The organism is Sphingomonas sp. MMS24-J45, assembly GCF_044881195.1.
In the GTDB taxonomy this organism is placed as follows: domain Bacteria; phylum Pseudomonadota; class Alphaproteobacteria; order Sphingomonadales; family Sphingomonadaceae; genus Sphingomonas.
Genome location: NZ_CP173255.1, coordinates 3,282,057 through 3,301,016, shown reverse-complemented (window position 1 = coordinate 3,301,016; position 18,960 = coordinate 3,282,057). Strand labels below are relative to the sequence as shown.

Sequence of the window (18,960 nt, the reverse complement as noted above, 5' to 3'; positions counted from 1 at the left end):
CCTACCCTGTCAACCGCCCGTTTCACGTTCTTCGAAAGAAGTGTCGAAACGGCCTCGTCCGCGCGCGGTCAAAGTGCCGTGTTCGAACAGGAAACCCGCGATATCCGGCTTGCCCGCGGCCCCGATCACGGTTTGCAAAATAATTAGCAAAGGCACCGCCAGCAGCGTGCCCGCCGTGCCCCACACCCACGACCAGAAGCTGATCGACACGAGAATCATGATCGGATTGATCGTCAGCCGGTGCCCGACGATCAGCGGGGTGATCGCATTCGCCTCGATCAGGTGGCACCCGATCATCGCGAGCGCGGGGACCAGCGCGACCCAGATATCCTGAAAGGTCATCAATCCGCCCAGCGCGAGCAACAGCGCCGCCGCGATCGGCCCGAAATAGGGCACGTAATTGAGCAACGCGACGATCCCGCCCCACATCAGCGGAAACGGCATCCCCATCAGGTACAGCAACCCCGAAATGAGCAGACCGAGCGACAGGTTGATCACGGTGATCGTGCCAAGATAGGCCGAGGTATCGTCGACCACGTCCTGAATCACCCGCGCGGTCGCCATCGCACCGCCGAAGCTGGCGCGGCTGGTGATCGTTTTCTTGCGCAGCCGCGTCCAGCCGGAGAGGAAGAAAAACACGATCAGCACGCCGAAGAACACCTGCACGATGACCGATGGCGCAAAGCTCGCGGCCAGCTCGAGAATCGAGCTCGGCGGCGTGACGGCGGTGGTCGCAGGGGCCTTGATTGGGCCGGTCGAGGCGAGGTGCTGGACGGTGCGATTGAGGTACTTCTGAAAGCTCTGATACAAATCGATCAGCGGCGCGATATTCATTTGAATGCGGTCGATTCGCTCGGGCAGGCGCCGGAAAAATTCCGTCGCTGGCACGATGATCGCCGCCAACGCGACGTTCGCCGCCACCAGAAACAGCAAGACGCAGGTCAGCGCCGCCAGCGCCGAGGGCACGCGCCGCCGCTCCAGCCATTCGAGCACCGGCACCAGCGAGATCGCGATCACCAGCGCGGCGGTCGTCGGCAGAAAGAATTCCGCCCCCGCCTTGAGTGCAAACGGCACGGCCAGCGCGAGGCCGACGCCAGCAATCAGCGTCAGCGCCGCAAGCAACCGATCCCGCCGGAGCGCAATCCGCCGCTCGTCCTCATCCTGCGCGGCGTCGGCGAGGGGCAAGCCGAACGCACCGCTCTTATTGTTATCGCGATCTGCCATTGCGTGACCCTAGCGCCATTCACACGCTGCGCAAACGTCGCTAGCGAAGAGATATGTCCGATCTCATCCTGGTCATCGACGAGGGCACCACCTCGACCCGCGCAATGCTGTTTCGGCCCGACGGGGCGTGTATCGCGACCCAGGCCGAGCAGCTGACCCAGCATTACCCGGCGCCCGGCCGAGTTGAGCATGACGCGGCCGAAATCTGGGAAAAGACGGTCGCCGTCGTGCGGACCGTGATCGAATCGGCGGGCGGCGCGGAAAAGATCGCCGCGATCGGCATCACGAATCAGCGCGAGACGGTGGTGTTCTGGGACCGCGAGACAGGCGAGCCTCTCGCCCCCGCGATCGTCTGGCAGGACCGCCGCACCGCCGCGACCTGCCGCGCGCTGAAGGGGGCGGGTCATGAGAGCGTCGTTCAGGCCAAGACCGGCCTGCTGCTCGACCCGTATTTTTCGGGCAGCAAGATCGGCTGGGCGATGGAGCATTGGCCTGCGGTCAAGGCGGCGGGCAAGCGGCTGGCGGTCGGCACGGTCGAGAGCTGGCTGATCTGGAAGCTGACGGCCACGGATAACCGCGGCGGTCTGCACATCACCGATGCAACCAACGCCAGCCGTACTGCATTGATGGCGATCGGCAGCGGCCAGTGGGACGACGGGCTAATCGACCTGTTCGGAGCCCCCCGCGCCGCTCTGCCCGAGATCGTCGATTGCGCCGGCCAATTCGGCACCACGACGCTGTTCGGCGCGCCGATCCCGATCTGCGGCATCGCGGGGGACCAGCAAGCCGCCACGATCGGCCAATCCTGCCTCAAGATCGGCGAAACCAAGGCTACCTTCGGCACCGGCGCCTTCGTGCTCAGCCAGGCCGGGCCAATCCCACCGACGTCGCGCAACCGGCTGCTCTCGACGATCGCGTGGCAATTGAGCGGGCGTCGCTCCTATGCGCTGGAAGGCTCGGTTTTCGTGGCAGGCAGCCTGATCAAATGGCTGCGCGATGAAGTCGGCCTGATCGGCACGGCGGCGGAGACCGAGGCGCTGGCCCGCAGCGTGACGGATAATGGCGGCGTGTATCTCGTGCCCGCTTTGTCCGGCCTCGGCGCACCGTGGTGGGAGCCGGACGCGCGCGGCGCGATCTCGGGGCTCAGTTTCTCGACCGGCAAGGCGCACATCGTCCGCGCCGCGCTGGAAGCGATGGCGCATCAGGCGCACGATCTGAAGACCGCCTTCGCCGCCGACGGGGTCGATTGGGCGAATGTGCGAATCGACGGCGGCATGGTCGCTAATGACTGGATGGCGCAGGACATGGCCGACATGCTCGGCATCTGCGTCGAGCGCCCGAAATTCGCGGAAACCACGGCGCTTGGTGCAGCAATGCTCGCCGGGATCGGCTGCGGACTGTTCGCCGATCTGTCGCAAGCGAGCGTGATGCGTGGCGCGGTGGAGACGTTCGAGCCTGCAATAGCGCCGGCGACCCGCGACGAACGGCTAAAGGGTTGGCGTGATGCGGTGGGAGCCGTTGTGGGGCGGCAGCCAAATCCTTCTTAAACAAAGCATATAGTGTTTCCTTAAGCCCCGTCGCTTAGCGGCAAGGCATCTCTTGGAGCGCCTTGCCATGCGTCGATCGATCCCTCCGCTCGCCCTCTTGCTTGCACCCACGGCAGTAACCGCGTCGATCGTCGGTCCCGATGCACACTATTATGGCCCGCTCAACCAATGGTATGGCGTCGGGTATAAGGACAGCGTGGAGAAAGACGGCGCCTGGCGGATCGTCAGCAACAGTCGGCGCATTGACGGCGAGCGCCACGCGCTGAACGTAGCGCTATATCGCGCAGCCGAACTCGCCCGCGACGCGGGTTTCTCGTACGTCCAGATCCTTGGTGGCTATTCGATGCGCACCCGCGGCGTCGGCGTGCTCGCCGGGAACGAATCGGCCAAGATTTTTGCACGCGGGGCGAACGGAAGTGACGCGTTGGTCGGGTGCCGGTCAACTCGGCCCGGTGAATGCTATGCGGTGCCGGTGGATCAACTGCTTGCGGTGCTCGGGCCTGCGGTCGGTCGCAGCGGGGGCCGCGCACCGATCGTGGCTCCGCTCCCCCCGAAAGCCCCGCCGCAGCGATTTGTGCCTGGGCAACCAACGCCTGCGCAAATTCTCAATTCGCGGCTCAAGGCAGCGCAGTCGGCGCATGGCCGAAACCCAGCGCAAGGGTGGACGGTCAGCGATTAGTGCAGGACCGCATCCCGGCTTGCTTACTGTGCTCGGTTCGCGATCAAGCCGTACGCGCACGGAGCACGACGGTCGCCCGCCGCTCTCTCGCGGCGAGGGCGCGCAGCACGCGGGCGATCATCCAACCCGCCGCCAGGATCAGGCATGGCATCGCCGGATAATGGTAGCGCGTCTGCCCCGTGAAACCGAACGCCGTCAAGGTAACGAAGGCAGGCATGCAGCCAAGCATGAGCAGCGGCGCCTGATCCCATACCCCACGCAACCGCGCGCGTGCCGCGACCGCTAGCGTCGCCAGACCCAATCCGACCAACAGCACGTAATACAGCTGGTCGAGCGCCTGCACCACGCGCAACAACCGGTTCTGGTCGGGATAGGTCTTGTCGAAGGACCAGAAGGCATCGGAGTCCTTCAGCCACAACAGGGCGACCTTCTTGACGCCAAGCACAGTCCAGCGCCCCGGATGCGCCGCGATCCACGCCTTCGCCTTGGCGCTGAACCGGCGATCGATCTCGACCTGGCGCTCGACGCGCTGGGCATAGGGAATGCCGACGGTCTGGTCCCAATAAGGCGTGCGTTCCCAGGCGAACCAATCGCCAGTCGCCCGATCGTTCGCGCCGTAGAACAGCGACACGCCACCATTGGTCGATACCGGCACGAAGCTGCCCATTTCCGCCACGTTCCGCAGCGACCAGGGTAGCACCGTCGCGGCGAGCGCGAGGTGGATCAACAGCCCGGCCCGCACCGCATCGCGGACCCGAAAATCCCGAAACGCGAGCAGCAGCGCCACGATCACGCCCGCCGGGAACAGCATCATCTGCGCGCGCATCAGCGTTGCGAGCCCGAACAATAGCCCGGCGAGCAGCAACGCGCCGATCTGCTTGCGTCCCACGATCAGCAGGACGAAGGCCACCATGCCGATCGCCGTCGACGCCGTCTCGGCACAGGGTTGCCCGGCATAGGCGATATGCGCCGGATAGAGCGCATACAGCAGGATCGCGACCCGGCTGGCCAGCGCGCCCGCGTCCAGCGCGCGGCCAAGGCGCAGGATCGCCCACAGGATCAGTGCGGTCGAGGCGAGATTGGCCAGCAATGGGCCCAGCAATCCCGGCCCGAACAGGATCATGCTACCCGCGAGCAGCCCCGGATAGCCGACCGGCCAGAACGCCGTCGGATGCCCCGCCTCCTGATAGCCCATGCCGCGGGCCATCTCCGCCGCGCGCACCATATACCATTCGCCGTCTGAAACCGGGAACTGCGGGACAAGCAGCAGCGCAGCAATGCGCAGACCAAGCGCAAGCGCGAAAATCGCGGGCACGATCCAACGGCCCGCCTCAAACACCGCAAGGCGACCCGCCAACCCCCGAAAAATCGCCTTTGCCATGCCGCTGTCCCGATCCGTTGCAGGATCGGATCAAGCGCCGACGCGACAAGGTTAGCTACCGCTTAACCACGAAAGTATCGGGCATTTTTGGACGAAGTCACGCGAGATGCTTAGCGCCTCGGGTTAACGTCTCGGAGCGGGACCGTGCCGCGTCAGGCCGCCACGCCGACACGATCTTCGAAAAGATGTTTCAGGTCTTTTTTCAAGATCTTGCCATTGGCGTTGCGCGGGAGCGTTTCGTGCACGAAGCGGATCGCGACCGGCGTCTTGAAGATCGCGAGCCGCGCCTTCACCCAGGCCTGTAGCTCGGCCTCGGTCGCCTCCATCCCCGGCGCGAGGTGGACGACGGCAGCCGGTTCCTCGCCCAGCGTGCGATGCGGAATGCCGATCAGCGCGCAGTCCGTGACCGCCGGGTGCGCGTACAGCACGTTCTCCACCTCGGACGAATAGATATTCTCGCCGCCGCGGATGATCATGTCCTTGGCGCGGTCGACGATATAGACGAAGCCTTCCTCGTCCAGCCGCGCGAGGTCGCCGGTGCGCACCCAGCCATCGACGAAGGTCGCGGCGGTCGCCTCGGGCTTGTTCCAATACCCCTTCACGACCATCGGCCCGCGCGCCCAGAGCTCCCCCACTTCACCGACCGCGAGTTCGGTCTTGCCGTCCTCGTCCATGATCTTGAGGTCGGCGACCGGCGCGGGCGGCCCGGCGCTGGTCGGGCGGGCAAGATAATCCTCGCCGCCATGGCCGGTGACGGTCGCCATCGTCTCGGTCATGCCCCAGCCGTTCGACGGTAGCGCGCCAAATTCGGTGAATATGCGCTTGACCAACTCGGGCGCCGAAGGCGCGCCGCCATAGGCGATCGCCTCCAACGAGGAGAGGTCGTAGCGCCCGCGGTCCGGATGCTCCAGGATCTGCCACGCGATCGTCGGCACGCCGCCCGTCACATGGACCTTCTCGCGCTCAATCAACTCCATCGCGCGCACCACATCCCATTTGCGCATGAAGACGATCGTATTGCCCGCCGCGATCGTCATCATCATCGTCGCGCTGCAGGCCGTCACATGGAACATCGGGATGACGGTGAGGAAGGTTTTGGGGGTAGGATCCGGGATTGCCTCACCGCGCCGCAGGTATGACCGCGCGCCGGAATAGGCCGAGGTCAGGATGTTGGTGGTGAGGTTCCGATGCGTGCCGAGCGCGCCCTTCGGGTTGCCGGTCGTGCCGCTGGTGTAGAAGATCGTCGCGTCGTCATCTGGGTGCAGCTCGACCGCCGGTAACTCGCGCTCGGGCAGGCTGGCATAACCATTGGGCGTCCCGATCAGATCCTCCAGTCGCACCGCACGAGGATCGAGCGCGACCGAGGCGCGCGCGACGACCATCTTTTCGAGCGCAGGCAGCGCCGGATTGTCCGCGGCAAGCCGCTGGTACCGCTCGTCATCGACGAAGAGAATCCGGCAGCCCGAATCGTTAATGCCATATTCCAGCTCGCCCGAGGTCCACCACGCGTTGAGCGGCACGACGATCGCGCCGATGCTGGCGGCGGCGAAAAAGATCACCGGCCATTCGGGCAGGTTGCGCATGGCGAGCCCAACCCGGTCGCCTTTCGCAATCCCCATGTCGACCAGCGCGTGCGCCAGCGTCGCCACCGCGCGGAAATTGGCGGCATAGGTGACGCGCTCGTCCTCATAGACGGTGAATTCTCGCTCACCATGCGCGCGCGACGCCGAGATCAGGGCGGCGAGCGATGGCGGCGCGTGCTTCCATACCCGCGTCGGCACGCCGCGAATCTCGACCGTTTCGATCTCGAACTTGCCCCCGGCAACGGTGAGCGCGGCCTGCGTTTGCTCCAGGGTCATTTTCGGCCAGGTCGGGTCGAGCGCGACGAGCGGTTCGGTATCCAAGGCGATGCTCTCCTGTGTGTCGGCGCGAGCGACAGTTGAAACTCGGGTTTGCCGCGCCGATCGAATTTCGCAAGGTTAGTGTTGATTCGCGCGCCGCTCAAGGCAATAGGGTGGGCGAACTTTCGAATTGGGGGTATGGAAACCGAGATGACCGTGAACCTGCCCGTCACCGGCCAATTCGACCGCGCCCGCCTGGGTCGGATCGATGCATTCCTGAACGAGCGCTATCTCAATTCGGGGAAATTGCCCAACTGCCAATTGCTGATCGCGCAGGGCGGCGAGATTGCCCATTTCTCCTCGCAAGGCGCAGCGCGCGAGGGCGGCAAGGGCATCGACGAAGGCTCGCTGTTCCGCATCGCCAGCATGACCAAGCCGATCACCTCGATCGCGTTCATGATGCTGGTCGAAGAGGGCAAGGTCGCGGTCGATACGCCGGTGCATCACGTCCTGCCCGAGTTCAAAGGGCTCGGCGTCTATAATGGCGGCGGTGGCGGCGTGCCGTTCCAGACCAGGCCGACGGCGGAGCCGATGCGCATGGTCGATCTGCTGCGCCATACCTCCGGCCTGACATATGGGTTCCAGAATCGCTCGAACATCGACGCGGCGTACCGCGAAGGCAAGATCGAGAATTGGCACGGCAACCTCGATCTCGACGGTTTCATCGCGGCGCTCGGCCAATTGCCGCTGGAATTCTCGCCCGGCGAGGCCTGGAACTACTCGGTCGCGACCGACGTACTCGGCGCCGTGGTGCAACGCGTTTCGGGTCTGCCGCTCGCCGATTTTTTCGCGACGCGCATCTTCGCGCCACTCAAAATGGACGACACGTTCTTCGCGGTGCCCGAGGACAAGATCGACCGCCTGACCGATTGCTACACGTTCGTGCCCGGCAAGGGCCGCGTGATGTACGATCGCGGCGAGGCAAGCGCGTGGAGCCGGATGCCGAAACTGGTGTCGGGCGGCGGAGGTCTCGTCTCGACCGCGCTTGATTACCACCGTTTCTGCACGATGCTGCTGAACGGCGGCGAACTCGACGGCGCACGCATCGTCGGGCGCAAGACGATCGAGCTGATGACGATGAACCATCTGCCCGGCGGCTCCGATCTCGCCGCGATGTCGAAATCGCTGTTCAGCGAAGCGGCCAATGCGGGGACCGGCTTCGGGCTTGGCTTTGCGGTCAATATCGATGTCGCACGCTCGATGATTCCCGGCTCGGTTGGCGAATATTATTGGGGCGGCATGTTCTCGACCGCCTTCTTCGTTGATCCGGTCGAGCAATTGTCGATGGTGTTCATGACGCAAATGAGCCCGAGCAACGTCTACCCGATCCGGCGCGAGTTGAAGACGTTGATCTACAGCGCGCTGACCTGATTTCCCCGTGCTCCGGCGCGGGCCGGAGCGCTGCGTTACAACCGAACCGCTTGCGGCCAAGGCTTCAGCCTCCGCCGGAGCACAGGAGAGAAGAATGACCGGCCCGATCACCACCGAATTGCATGACGACGTCCTCGTGATCATCTCGAACAATCCGCCCGTCAACGCGCTCGGCGCGGCGGTGCGGCAGGGTTTGGAAGCCGGTGTGAAGGAAGGCCTCGCCAATGACGCGGTGAAGGCAATGGTGATCCGCTGCGATGGCCGCACTTTCTTCGCGGGTGCCGATATCACCGAATTCGGCCGTCCGATGCAGGAACCCGGCCTGCCGACCGTGGTCGATCTGATCGAACTGGCTGATAAGCCGGTCGTCGCGGCGATCCACGGCACCGCGCTTGGCGGCGGATGCGAAGTCTCGCTCGGCTGCCATTACCGCATCGCCGTGCCCTCCGCGAAGATCGGCACGCCCGAGGTGAAACTCGGCCTGCTCCCCGGCGCCGGCGGCACGCAGCGCATCCCGCGCATCGCGGGCGTCAAGCTGGCGCTGGAAATGACCGCCAAGGGCGATCCGATCTCGGCCAAGGCGGCGCTTGCTGCAGGGTTGATCGACCGCATTGCGGGTGAGGACAGCCTGGTCGCCGACGCAATCGCCTTCGCCCGCGAAGTGGCGACGGCACGCCCCCTGCCCCGCGCCCGCGAAAAGGTCGCGCAGGCCAATCCCGAAGCGGTCGCCGCGTTCAAGAAGGAGAATGCCAAGCGCTTCCGCGGTTTCGACGCGCCCGCCGCCAACATCGCATGCGTCGAGAAGGCCGCCGACGGATCGAGCTTCGAGGACGGCATCACGTTCGAACGCGCTGAGTTCATGAAGCTGATGATGGGCGTGCAGTCCGCCGCGCAGCGCCACATTTTCTTCGCCGAACGTCAGGCCGCGAAGATCGACGGCATCGCCAGCGACATCGCGCTGCGCCCGATCAAGAAGGTCGGCGTCATCGGCGCGGGCACGATGGGCGGCGGCATTTCGATGAACTTCCTGTCGGCAGGCATTCCCGTCACGATCGTCGAAATGGCGCAGGAAGCGCTTGATCGCGGCACCGGCGTGATCCGCAAGAATTACGAGGCCTCCGCCGCCAAGGGCCGCCTGAAGCCGGAGCAGGTCGAAGCGGCAATGGGCGCGCTGACCCCGACGCTTGATTTCAACAGCCTCGCCGACTGCGACCTCATCATCGAAGCGGTGTATGAGAATATGGACGTGAAGAAGGAAATTTTCGCGAAGCTCGATGCGATCTGCAAGCCCGGCGCGATCCTCGCCTCGAACACCTCGTATCTCGACGTCAACGAAATCGCCGCCTCGACCAACCGGCCCGGCGACGTGCTCGGCATGCACTTCTTCTCGCCCGCTAACGTCATGAAGTTGCTGGAAGTCGTGCGCGGGGAAAAGACCGCCGACGATGTGCTGGCAACGGTCATGGCGCTCAGCAAGACGATCAAGAAGGTGGCGGTGGTGGCCGGCGTGTGCGACGGCTTCATCGGCAACCGGATGCTCAAGCCGCGCCAGGTCGAGGCGATGAAGCTGCTGATGGAAGGCGCGACGCCAGAGCAGATCGACCGCGTCCATGTCGAATTCGGCATGCCGATGGGACCGTTCCAGATGAGCGATCTGGCCGGTGTCGATATCGGCTGGCACCGCGACCCGACCCGGATCGAGAGCATCCGCGACGCACTCGCCGCCGAAGGCCGCTGGGGCCAGAAGACCCAGAAGGGCTTCTACGATTATGACGAGAAGCGGAACCCCAGCCCGAGCCCCCGCGTCGCCGAGATCATCGAGGATTTCCGCTCCAAATCGAACATGCAGAAGCGCGAGATCAGCGACGCTGAGATCATCGAAAAGACCCTATATACAATGGTCAACGAAGGCGCGCTGATCCTGGAAGAGAAGATGGCGCAGCGTGCGTCGGACATCGATGTCGTGTGGATCTACGGCTATGGCTGGCCGGTCTATCGTGGCGGGCCGATGTTCTGGGCCGATAGCGAGGGTCTGAAGAAGATCGTCGCGGGCCTAGAAAAGCACGGTTTTGCCGTCAGCGAATTGCTCAAGAGCAAGGCCGAGAGCAACGGACGCTTCAATTGAAGTCAGCCATCGCCACCGCCGCCGCGATCCGGGCGGGCGAAACGACGGCGCTCGCCGAGTGCGAGGCCGCGATCGCGCGGATCGAATCGGGCGATGGTGAGATCAACGCGGTCGTCGTGCGCGATTTCGATCGCGCGCGCGCGGCGGCGCAGGCGATCGATGCCGGGCCGAAGGACAATCGTGCGCTGCTCGGCGTGCCGATGACGATAAAGGAAAGCTTCGACATCGCGGGGCTCCCGACCAGTTGGGGCTTTGCCGAACATGCCGATCATATCGCGAGCGAGGATGCCGTCGCCGTCCGGCGGTTGAAGGCGGCGGGCGCGGTGATTCTCGGCAAGACCAACATCCCTGTCGGGCTGGCCGATCTGCAAACCAACAACCCGAATTACGGGCGCACGCGGAACCCGCACAACCTCGACCGGGTGAGTGGCGGATCATCGGGCGGGTCGGCGGCGGCGCTGGCGGCTGGCTTCGTGCCGCTCGAATTCGGCTCGGACATCGGCGGCTCGATCCGCGTGCCCGCCGCGTTTTGCGGGGTATGGGGGCACAAGCCAACCTTCGGGATGCTCGATACCGACGGGCACTATTTCCCGCGGACGCAGGGGGCAGCACCCAATCTCAGCGTGATCGGCCCCCTCGCCCGCGATCCGGACGATCTGGCGTTGGCGCTCGATCTGGTCAGCGATTTGCCGCTGCCCAAACCCGCACCGCGCGATGTCGCCGATTGGCGCATCCTGATCCTATCGCAACACCCGCTCGCCAAAGCATCGGAGGCGGTGGCGGCGCAGGTCGAGACGGTCGGCGCCGCGTTCGCGGCAGCGGGCGCGAAAGTGGATCATAGCAGCGACTTAGTCCCAGATCTTGTTGCACAACATCAGGATTATATGCGCATCCTGGCAGTGGCGATGGCACGCGGGGCCCCTTCACCCAGCGGCCCGCCATCGACCCCGATGATCGTGCTGCTTGATCGCCAAGCCGCCAATCGCCGGGCCTGGCGCCGCCTGTTCCGCGAATACGATGCGGTGATCGCGCCTGCCTGGGGCACGACCGCCTTTCCGCACGACGACACCCCGCTTGCCGATCGCACCTTTGTGATCGACGGCGAGACGACGCCATCAGCCGCGCAGATCGCCTATCCCGGCCTCGCGACCTTCCCGCTGCTGCCCGCCACCTCCGTTCCCGTCGGCACCGACGCCGACGGATTGCCGATCGGCATCCAGGTCATCGCCGACCGATACGCCGACCACACCGCCATAGCCGTCGCCCGCGTGGCGCACGATCTTGTCTGGAGCCGATAGATGACCGACCTTGCGACCTTCCGCACCGAAACCCGCGCGTGGCTGGAGGCGAATTGCCCGCCCGAAATGCGCGAACCCGTCCGCTCCGAAAGGGACGCCTGCTGGGGCGGCCGCAACGCCGAATATCAGCCGGGGCAGAAGGAATGGATGGACGCCATGGCGTCGCGCGGCTGGACCGTGCCGGATTGGCCGGTCGCCTATGGTGGCGGTGGCCTGTCGCCTGCCGAAACCAAGATTCTGCGCGAAGAAATGGCGGCAATAAAGGCACGCAATCCACTGAATTCCTTCGGTATTTCGATGCTCGGGCCAGCGCTGCTGAAGTACGGCACGGAGGAGCAGAAGCTCGATTATCTGCCCAAGATCGCACGCGGCGAAATCCGCTGGTGCCAGGGCTATAGCGAGCCGAACGCCGGGTCCGACCTCGCCAGCCTCGCGACCAGCGCCGAAGATGCGGGCGACCATTACATCATCAACGGGCAGAAGGTATGGACCTCCTACGCCGACAAGGCCGACTGGATCTTCTGCCTCGTCCGTACCGACAAGAGCAGCAAGCAGGGCGGGATCAGCTTCGTGTTGTTCGACATGGCTTCGCCCGGTGTGTCGACCAAGCCGATCCTGCTGATTTCGGGCTATTCGCCCTTCTGCGAAACCTTTTTCGACAATGTGAAGGTGCCCAAGTCGCAGCGCGTGCATGACGAGAATAAGGGCTGGGATGTCGCGAAGTACCTGTTGGGTCACGAACGCGAGATGATTTCCGGCATGGGCCTGGCAAGTTCGGGCGGTAACCCATTGATAGAAGGCGCAATTGCGACGATCGGGTTGGATCATGAGGGGCGCCTGGCCGACCCCCTTCTGCGCGCAACTATCGCAACTTTCGAGGTCCGCGCCAAGGCATTCGGGTCGATGTCCGAGCGCTTCATCGATGAGCTGAAAGCCGGTCGCGCGCACCCCGCCCAGCCGTCGATGATGAAGTACTATGGCACCGAGCTCAACAAGTCGCGGCACGAGCTGATGATGGCGGCGGGCGGCTCCGATCTGCTCGAATGGGAGAGCGAAGCCTCGCGCGGCGGTGCCGAGGCCCGCGCCTGGCTGCGCACCAAGGCCAACTCTATCGAGGGCGGGACGAGCGAGGTCCAGCTCAACATCATCGCCAAGCGGATTCTGGAATTGCCCGGCGCCTGAGCCCAGCCGCGCTCCGGCGCAGGCCGGGGCGTTAGCGATCGAAGAACCATAAAACCCAGCGTTCCGGCCTCCGCCGGAACACGGAGACCCTCCCAATGCCCCTGTTCCTCAACGAAGACCAAACCGCCCTGCAGGACACGATCCGCGATTTCGTGGGCGAAAATGCGCCCGTCAAGCACATGCGCGCGCTGCGCGATGCGAAGGACCCGACCGGCTTCAGCCGCGATTTGTGGAAGAGCTTTGCCGAAATGGGCTTCACCGGCATCCTGATCGGCGAAGATGCCGGCGGGCTCGGCATGGGCCATGTCGAGGCTGGCGTCGTGCTCGAAGAGATCGGTCGCAACCTGTCGCCCTCCCCCTTCCTGACCACGGCGGTCGCGGCGGTCGAGGCGCTGAAGGGTACCGCTCATGCCGATCGCTGGTTCCCCGGCATCCTGTCGGGCGACACCGTTGCCGCGCTGGCGATCGACGAACAGGCCAAGCATCGCGACAGTGTCGCGCTGAAGGCCGAGCGATCGGGCAACGGGTTCCGGCTGACGGGCAAGAAGCAGTTCGTCACCCACGGCCATGTCGCAGACCTGCTGATCGTCGCGGCGCGGACCGCTGGCGGCGCGGACGATGCCGAGGGCGTCACCCTGTTCGCCATCCCGAAGGATGCCGCCAAGCTGACCGCCACCCCCGAGCGCCTCGCCGACTCGAGCATCGCCGCGCGGCTCGACTTCGATGGCGTCGAGGTCGATGCCGACGCCGTGATCGGCGAGATCGATGCAGGCCGCTCGCCGCTCGACCGCCTGCTACGCGCAGGGCGCACCGGTGCCTCGGCCGAGCTGCTCGGCGTTGGCGGCGGCGCGATGGACATGACGATCGGCTATCTCAAGCAGCGCAAGCAGTTCGGCACGACGATCGGCAGCTTCCAGGCGCTGCAGCACCGCGCCGCGCATCTCTACAGCGAAATGGAGGTCGCCCGCGCCGCCGTGCTGAAGGGGCAGCAATTGCTCGATGCGGGCAGCGACGCCGCCGACACCGCCGTATCGGTCGCCAAGGCGATGACCGCGATGGCGACAACGCTCGCGGTGCAGGAAGGCGTGCAGATGCACGGCGGCATCGGCATGACCGATGAATACGACATCGGCTTCTACATGAAGCGCGGCCGGGTGCTGGCCGAGATGTTCGGCGATGCGAATTTCCACGCCGACCGCATCGCGCGCGCAGCGGGCTATTGATGGAAGCGTCGCCTTCCCCGGAACAGCTTGCTGCGCAGCTGGTCGATCTGCTCGATGTCGAGGAGATCGACACCGATCTGTATCGCGGCAAGCTCGGCAATGACGGCTTCGGGCGTGTTTTCGGCGGGCAGGTGATCGGTCAGGCGTTGCAGGCGGCGCAGCGTTCGACCGAGGAGCCGAAGATCGCACACTCGCTCCACGCCTATTTCATGCGGCCGGGCGCGGAGGACCATCCGATCGTGTACCGCGTGGTGCGCGATTTCGACGGCAAGAGCTTCGCGACACGCCGGGTGATCGCGACTCAGCACGGCCAGCCGATCCTCAGCATGACCTGCTCGCTGCAGCGGCCCGAGGAGGGGCTGGCACATCAGGACACGATGCCCGAGGTGACACCGCCCGAAGAGCTGAAGAGCGATCGCGAGCTCCGGCTGGCGATGATCGATCGCATTCCGGAGCGATTCCGCGCCAATTTCCTGCGGCCGCGCATGGTCGATATCCGGCCGGTGTCGCCGCGCAGCTGGCTCGACCCAGTCAAGCAGGCCCCGGCGCAGAATAGCTGGTTCCGGGTCGTCGCGCCGATCGGCGACGATCCGGCGATGCACCGCGCGATCCTGGCCTATGCCTCCGACATGTCGCTGCTCGGCACCGCGACGCTGGCGCATGGCGTCAACTGGATGACGCACAAATTGCAGACGGCCAGCCTCGATCACGCTGTCTGGCTGCACGAGCCGTTCCGCGCCGATGAATGGCTGCTCTACGTCTGCGACAGCCCGTGGGCGGGTCACGCGCGGGGTTTCAATCGCGGCAAGATTTTCGCGCGTGACGGGCGGTTGGTGGCGAGCGTCGCGCAAGAGGGGCTGATTCGCCTTCGGGAGTGACGTCGTGCCGCTAAACCCGGACATTTCAGACTTTTCGCGCCGCGACTTCACCTTCGACGGCAAGACCAAGCCAGTGCTGCTGCTGGGCGATGCGGGCCCGGCGGTGATCGTCATACACGAGGTCTATGGCTTCACGCCGCAGCTTGCGCGCTTCTGCCGCTGGGTCGCGGCGGCTGGGATGCGGGTCTATGCGCCGATCCTGCTCGGCACGCCCGATGCCACCAACCCGACCCGGATCACGCGGCGGCGACTGTACGGCCTGTGCATCAGCCGCGAGTTCACCCTGTTCCGCACCGGCCAATCCAGCCCGATCGTCGACTGGCTGCGCCCGCTCGCGCGACAGGCCCATGCCGAATGTGGCGGGCCGGGTGTAGGCGTGATCGGTATGTGCCTGACCGGCGGGTTCGCGCTGTCGATGGCGGTCGATCCCGTCGTGCTCGCCCCGGTGCTGGCGCAGCCGGGGATGCCAGCGCTCGACCCAGCCGGGCTCGACATCTCCGCGCGCGATCTGGCGACCGTCAAGCGGCGCACCGAGGATGGGGGGCTTCGCCTGCGTGGCTATCGCTTCGAGGGCGATCCGCTGTCGAAGCCGGCGAAGTTCGATACGCTGCGGCGCGCGTTCGGAGACTCGTTCACCGGCGTCGAACTGCCCGACGCCTGCGCCAATCCGACAAGCGTGCTGGTCCGCGCAGGCAAACCGCCGCACAGCGTCTTCACCGACGATCTGATCGATGCCGACGGAGAGCCGACGCGGGCAGCGGCAGAGGAAGTGATCGCTTTCTTCCGCGAACGGCTCGCCGTCTACCCCTGCGTCGCGGTTCCGGCGACGACGTAGAGCGTGACCAACAGCCCGGTCAGCAGCGCCCCTGCACGATGGCTCCCCGTCCGCCGCCAGCAGAAAACCGCGATCAGCGCAATGACCGGCAACACCGCGACGAATTGCAGCGCGATCACCGTTGTCAGCGGATCAAACCCGGTGATCAGTGTGCCGGTCGCGAAGAAAATGGCATAGATCAGCGCCATCAGAACGCCGATCCCGCCGCCCATTATCATGGCCGCGCTACGATAAGGCCGCCCGGTGCCGGCCGCCAGCGCGAGCACGCCGCGCTGCTGGATCAGGAAGGCGACGGAAATTGGCACCACATAGATCAGCGCGATCCCCCAGTGCCGCGCGTCCGGCCATTTCACCGCGAGGATCCAGAAACGCAGGTCGGTGCCGAACAGCCGATCGACCGCAAATACGGCAGCATAGGCAATTGCCGTCGTGGCCAAGGCGATGCCGAGCGCCGGGAACCACCGCCTTTCCTCCTGCCGCACGTCAGTCGGCCCGAAGCGCCGCAAAGCCACCCCCGCCCCGGCACAGACCAGCGCCCACACCGCAACCTGCGTCGTCACTGTCTGCGGTAGAACCGGGTTCGCCGGGACCAGCAGATAGACCGCAATGAAACAAGGATAGAAGAGCAAGGTCGGCACCAGCAAGGTCAGCCAGTAGCCGCGCCTCCAGCGACGATCCCGCACCGCCCGGGACACGCTGGGCTCATGCCGCAACCCCGCGAACGGCGTGCTTCGCACCAGCAGATCGAAGCTGCCGAGCACCAGCAGCACGAAGCCGATCAGCGACACGCCGGTGGCGATCTCCTTCCAATACCAGATCTGGTCGCTGGCCGGGCGCGGCGTCCCGCCGGTGAGCGTGCGCGCGAACCAGTCGGTCGCGTGGCCGATCGCGACGGTCGAGATATGGACGCCCGGATGCGTCGTCGCGGGCTGATACAGCACCCGCGCCGTCCCGGCTGCGATCGATCCATAGACCTTACCCGGCGCGATCGTTTCGCTGGTGCCGAACACCTGCTTCAGCTTGGCGCTGCCGCTGGGCACATCGACGGCGCGATCGCTGCCCCACATGATCTTGGAAAATTCGTCGTATCGGCTGAACACCAGCGCGAGATTGCGCGGCCAGGCTGGGCTGCCCTCCCTAGCATAGGGTGCCCCGGTGGACGACCCTTCCAGCACGATCGCGCGATAGGCATCGGGCATCGCCGCGGCGGCGGCAAGCACGGTCCAGCCACCCATGCTGTGTCCCTCCAGCCCGATCTGGTTCGTATCGACCATCGGCAGGGAACGGAGGTATTTGAGCCCATCCGGCCCGCCGAAGCCGTTCGAAAACGCCTTGCCGCCGCTATAGCCATGCCCGGTCTGGTCGAGCGCGAGCACGACATAGCCGCGCCTAGCGAATTCGATCGAGAAGCCGTCCTGCGTCTCGCGGCTGTTGATGTACCCGTGGACCGCCAGAATGCCCGGTGCCTTGCGCGCTGCCGTCGCCGTATCCGGCACATAGAGCAAAGCGCTCATCACCGTGCCGCCGGTGCCGACGAAGCGAATGTCGCGCACCGACACGCCGCCCGACGTACGGACCAGCATCGCACACAGCGCGCCGCCGAAGATCAGCAGCAGGCCGATCAGCGCCAGCCAGCCGCGGTTACGCGGTGGCGTCATACCGCCGTCTTGCCATATTCCTGGCGCGTGACCGGGTGGCTCGACGACAATCCGCCATCGACCGCGATCGCCTGACCGTTGACATAGCTCGCGTCGTCGGAGGCGAGGAAGGCGGCAACCTTGGCGAGTTCCTCGGGCTGCGCACCACGGCGCAGCGGGTTCAACCGCCCGAACTCGATCCATCTTGCCCGCCTCGCGCGCATAATCGAAGGTCGGCTTGGTCATGCCGGTCTCGGTCAGGCCGGGGCAGATCGCGTTGACGCGGACGTTCGATCCGGAAAGCTGCTGCGCCGACACCATCGCCAGATTGATGACGCCCGCCTTCGACGCGGAATAGGCCGGCGACCCCGCGCCGGAGCGAATGCCCGCCACGCTCGCCGTCAGCACGATCGCACCGCCGCCGCGCTCGGCGATCCTGGGCGCGGCGTGCTTGATCGCGAGATACGGCCCGATCAGATTGACGCGCAGCACTTCGGTGATCAGCGCGACATCGGTGTCGAAGATATTGGCCATGCCGCCGGAAATCCCGGCATTGGCGAACATCACGTCCAGCCCGCCATAATATTCGCACGCGACGTTGACCACGCGGATCACGTCTTCCTCCGACCCGGCGTCGATCTGGATCGCGTGGGCCGTGCCGCCCGCCTTGTCGATCATCGCGGCGGTTTCGTGCACCGTATCCGACAGATCGGCGGCAAGCACGCTGCCCCCTTCCGCCGCGAACAGCTGCGCCGCCGCGCGGCCGATGCCCGAGCCCGCCCCGGTCACGATGATCGACTTGCCGCTGAACCGCATACCCACCTCCGTCATCCCAGCGAAGGCTGGGATCTTAAGCCTTTCGTCTAGACCGCCACCACGAGACCCCAGCCTACGCTGGGGTGACGGAATCGTCAGATCGTCACGCCCCCGTCGAGCACGATCGTCTGACCGGTCATGAAACTGCTCGCCGCGCTCGCCAGGAACACCGCCGCGCCCGCGATTTCTTCCGGTTCGCCGATCCGGCGCAGCGGCACGCGCTGGTTCGCTTCGGCGATCCGTGCCGGATCTTCCCACAGCGCGCGCGCGAAATCGGTCTTGATCAGGCCCGGCGCGATGCAGTTCACGCGCACATTATCGGGCCCGAATTCATGCGCCAGATTGCGCGCGAGCTGCATGTCCGCCGCCTTGGAAATGGCATAGGCACCGATGATCGGCGTGCCGCGGATGCCGCCGATCGAGGAGATGATGATGATGCTCCCGGCGCGGCGCTCGCGCATTTCGGGCGCGGCCATCGCGATCAGCCAGTGGTTCGACACGATATTGTTGTCGAGCACCTTGCGAAACTGCTCGTCCGAAATTCCCGCCTGCGGCCCGTAATAGGGATTGGACGCAGCGTTGCAGACCAGCACGTCGATCTGCCCGAACACGCGGCGCGTCTCGTCGACCAGATGCTGCAGGCCCGCCTTGTCGGAAATGTTGGCGGCAACCGCGATGGCGGTGCCCTCCCCGAACTTCGCGTTGATTTCGGCGGCGACCGCATCGCAGGCATCCTGCTTGCGGCTCGAAATGACGACCTTTGCCCCATGTTCGGCTAACTCAAACGCGCTCGCCCTGCCAATCCCGCGCGAGGAGCCGGTGATGACCGCGACTTTTCCCGCCAGATCGAATTGCGACATGCT

General features: G+C 65.4%; 14 protein-coding genes and 1 pseudogene. 9 read left to right on the top strand and 6 right to left on the bottom strand.

The window, feature by feature from the left end:
* Nucleotides 1-9: 9 nt before the first annotated feature.
* A complete protein-coding gene (locus AB5I39_RS15810; RefSeq protein WP_404368974.1) occupies nt 10-1,224 on the bottom strand; it encodes an AI-2E family transporter in 1,215 nt (404 codons plus the stop codon).
* A gap of 53 nt (nt 1,225-1,277) precedes the next feature.
* Between AB5I39_RS15810 and AB5I39_RS15805 the strand changes: the two genes are divergently transcribed.
* Together AB5I39_RS15805 and AB5I39_RS15800 are read left to right on the top strand one after the other, a co-directional pair.
* Nucleotides 1,278-2,771, top strand: coding sequence for an FGGY family carbohydrate kinase (locus tag AB5I39_RS15805; protein WP_404368971.1), 1,494 nt, complete (start codon nt 1,278-1,280; stop codon nt 2,769-2,771).
* Between the two features lie 97 nt (nt 2,772-2,868).
* On the top strand, nt 2,869-3,450 hold the full coding sequence (locus AB5I39_RS15800; RefSeq protein WP_404368968.1) for a hypothetical protein: 582 nt from the start codon (nt 2,869-2,871) through the stop codon (nt 3,448-3,450).
* 43 nt (nt 3,451-3,493) lie between these two features.
* Here the strand turns inward: AB5I39_RS15800 and AB5I39_RS15795 are convergent, their stop codons facing one another.
* Together AB5I39_RS15795 and AB5I39_RS15790 are read right to left on the bottom strand one after the other, a co-directional pair.
* The gene (locus AB5I39_RS15795; protein WP_404368966.1) at nt 3,494-4,831 is read right to left on the bottom strand and encodes a glycosyltransferase family 39 protein; all 1,338 of its coding nucleotides are present in this window, start codon (nt 4,829-4,831) and stop codon (nt 3,494-3,496) included.
* Between the two features lie 152 nt (nt 4,832-4,983).
* Nucleotides 4,984-6,690 (bottom strand): class I adenylate-forming enzyme family protein, encoded by a 1,707-nt coding sequence (locus AB5I39_RS15790; RefSeq protein WP_404374193.1) that lies wholly within the window; start codon nt 6,688-6,690, stop codon nt 4,984-4,986.
* A 180-nt stretch (nt 6,691-6,870) separates the two neighbouring features.
* Between AB5I39_RS15790 and AB5I39_RS15785 the strand changes: the two genes are divergently transcribed.
* From AB5I39_RS15785 to AB5I39_RS15755, 7 genes are all read left to right on the top strand, one after another.
* Entirely contained in the window at nt 6,871-8,103 is a 1,233-nt protein-coding gene (locus tag AB5I39_RS15785; RefSeq protein WP_404368963.1) for a serine hydrolase domain-containing protein, read from the top strand.
* Nucleotides 8,104-8,197: 94 nt separating this feature from the next.
* Entirely contained in the window at nt 8,198-10,228 is a 2,031-nt protein-coding gene (locus tag AB5I39_RS15780; RefSeq protein ID WP_404368960.1) for a 3-hydroxyacyl-CoA dehydrogenase NAD-binding domain-containing protein, read from the top strand.
* On the top strand, nt 10,225-11,526 hold the full coding sequence (locus tag AB5I39_RS15775) for an amidase family protein (protein ID WP_404368957.1): 1,302 nt from the start codon (nt 10,225-10,227) through the stop codon (nt 11,524-11,526). The genes AB5I39_RS15780 and AB5I39_RS15775 overlap by 4 nt, the downstream gene beginning before the upstream one ends.
* The gene (locus tag AB5I39_RS15770; RefSeq protein ID WP_404368954.1) at nt 11,527-12,708 is read left to right on the top strand and encodes an acyl-CoA dehydrogenase family protein; all 1,182 of its coding nucleotides are present in this window, start codon (nt 11,527-11,529) and stop codon (nt 12,706-12,708) included.
* Between the two features lie 95 nt (nt 12,709-12,803).
* Entirely contained in the window at nt 12,804-13,931 is a 1,128-nt protein-coding gene (locus tag AB5I39_RS15765; RefSeq protein WP_404368951.1) for an acyl-CoA dehydrogenase family protein, read from the top strand.
* The gene (locus AB5I39_RS15760; RefSeq protein WP_404368948.1) at nt 13,931-14,809 is read left to right on the top strand and encodes an acyl-CoA thioesterase; all 879 of its coding nucleotides are present in this window, start codon (nt 13,931-13,933) and stop codon (nt 14,807-14,809) included. Before AB5I39_RS15765 ends, AB5I39_RS15760 begins: the two co-directional genes overlap by 1 nt.
* Before the next feature lie 4 nt (nt 14,810-14,813).
* Nucleotides 14,814-15,644, top strand: coding sequence for a dienelactone hydrolase family protein (locus AB5I39_RS15755; RefSeq protein ID WP_404368945.1), 831 nt, complete (start codon nt 14,814-14,816; stop codon nt 15,642-15,644).
* On the opposite strand, the gene AB5I39_RS15750 is transcribed toward AB5I39_RS15755, so the two are convergent.
* The 3 genes and pseudogenes from AB5I39_RS15750 to AB5I39_RS15740 form a co-directional block, all read right to left on the bottom strand.
* Nucleotides 15,611-17,158 (bottom strand): alpha/beta hydrolase family protein, encoded by a 1,548-nt coding sequence (locus AB5I39_RS15750; RefSeq protein WP_404374191.1) that lies wholly within the window; start codon nt 17,156-17,158, stop codon nt 15,611-15,613. The two genes, AB5I39_RS15755 and AB5I39_RS15750, sit on opposite strands and share 34 nt — an antisense overlap.
* A gap of 140 nt (nt 17,159-17,298) precedes the next feature.
* Nucleotides 17,299-18,112 (bottom strand): annotated as a pseudogene (locus AB5I39_RS15745) (SDR family NAD(P)-dependent oxidoreductase).
* 80 nt (nt 18,113-18,192) lie between these two features.
* Complete coding sequence (locus tag AB5I39_RS15740; protein ID WP_404368942.1) at nt 18,193-18,957, bottom strand: SDR family NAD(P)-dependent oxidoreductase; 765 nt, start codon at nt 18,955-18,957, stop codon at nt 18,193-18,195.
* Nucleotides 18,958-18,960: the final 3 nt, after the last annotated feature.

What these genes read in the sequence shown, in the direction of transcription:
- AB5I39_RS15810 (WP_404368974.1), bottom strand. Translation starts at nt 1,224, where the DNA reads ATGGCAGATCGCGATAACAATAAGAGCGGTGCGTTCGGCTTGCCCCTC.
- AB5I39_RS15805 (WP_404368971.1), top strand. Translation starts at nt 1,278, where the DNA reads ATGTCCGATCTCATCCTGGTCATCGACGAGGGCACCACCTCGACCCGC.
- AB5I39_RS15795 (WP_404368966.1), bottom strand. Translation starts at nt 4,831, where the DNA reads ATGGCAAAGGCGATTTTTCGGGGGTTGGCGGGTCGCCTTGCGGTGTTT.
- AB5I39_RS15790 (WP_404374193.1), bottom strand. Translation starts at nt 6,690, where the DNA reads ATGACCCTGGAGCAAACGCAGGCCGCGCTCACCGTTGCCGGGGGCAAG.
- AB5I39_RS15785 (WP_404368963.1), top strand. Translation starts at nt 6,871, where the DNA reads ATGGAAACCGAGATGACCGTGAACCTGCCCGTCACCGGCCAATTCGAC.
- AB5I39_RS15780 (WP_404368960.1), top strand. Translation starts at nt 8,198, where the DNA reads ATGACCGGCCCGATCACCACCGAATTGCATGACGACGTCCTCGTGATC.
- AB5I39_RS15770 (WP_404368954.1), top strand. Translation starts at nt 11,527, where the DNA reads ATGACCGACCTTGCGACCTTCCGCACCGAAACCCGCGCGTGGCTGGAG.
- AB5I39_RS15765 (WP_404368951.1), top strand. Translation starts at nt 12,804, where the DNA reads ATGCCCCTGTTCCTCAACGAAGACCAAACCGCCCTGCAGGACACGATC.
- AB5I39_RS15760 (WP_404368948.1), top strand. Translation starts at nt 13,931, where the DNA reads ATGGAAGCGTCGCCTTCCCCGGAACAGCTTGCTGCGCAGCTGGTCGAT.
- AB5I39_RS15750 (WP_404374191.1), bottom strand. Translation starts at nt 17,158, where the DNA reads ATGAGCGCTTTGCTCTATGTGCCGGATACGGCGACGGCAGCGCGCAAG.
- AB5I39_RS15740 (WP_404368942.1), bottom strand. Translation starts at nt 18,957, where the DNA reads ATGTCGCAATTCGATCTGGCGGGAAAAGTCGCGGTCATCACCGGCTCC.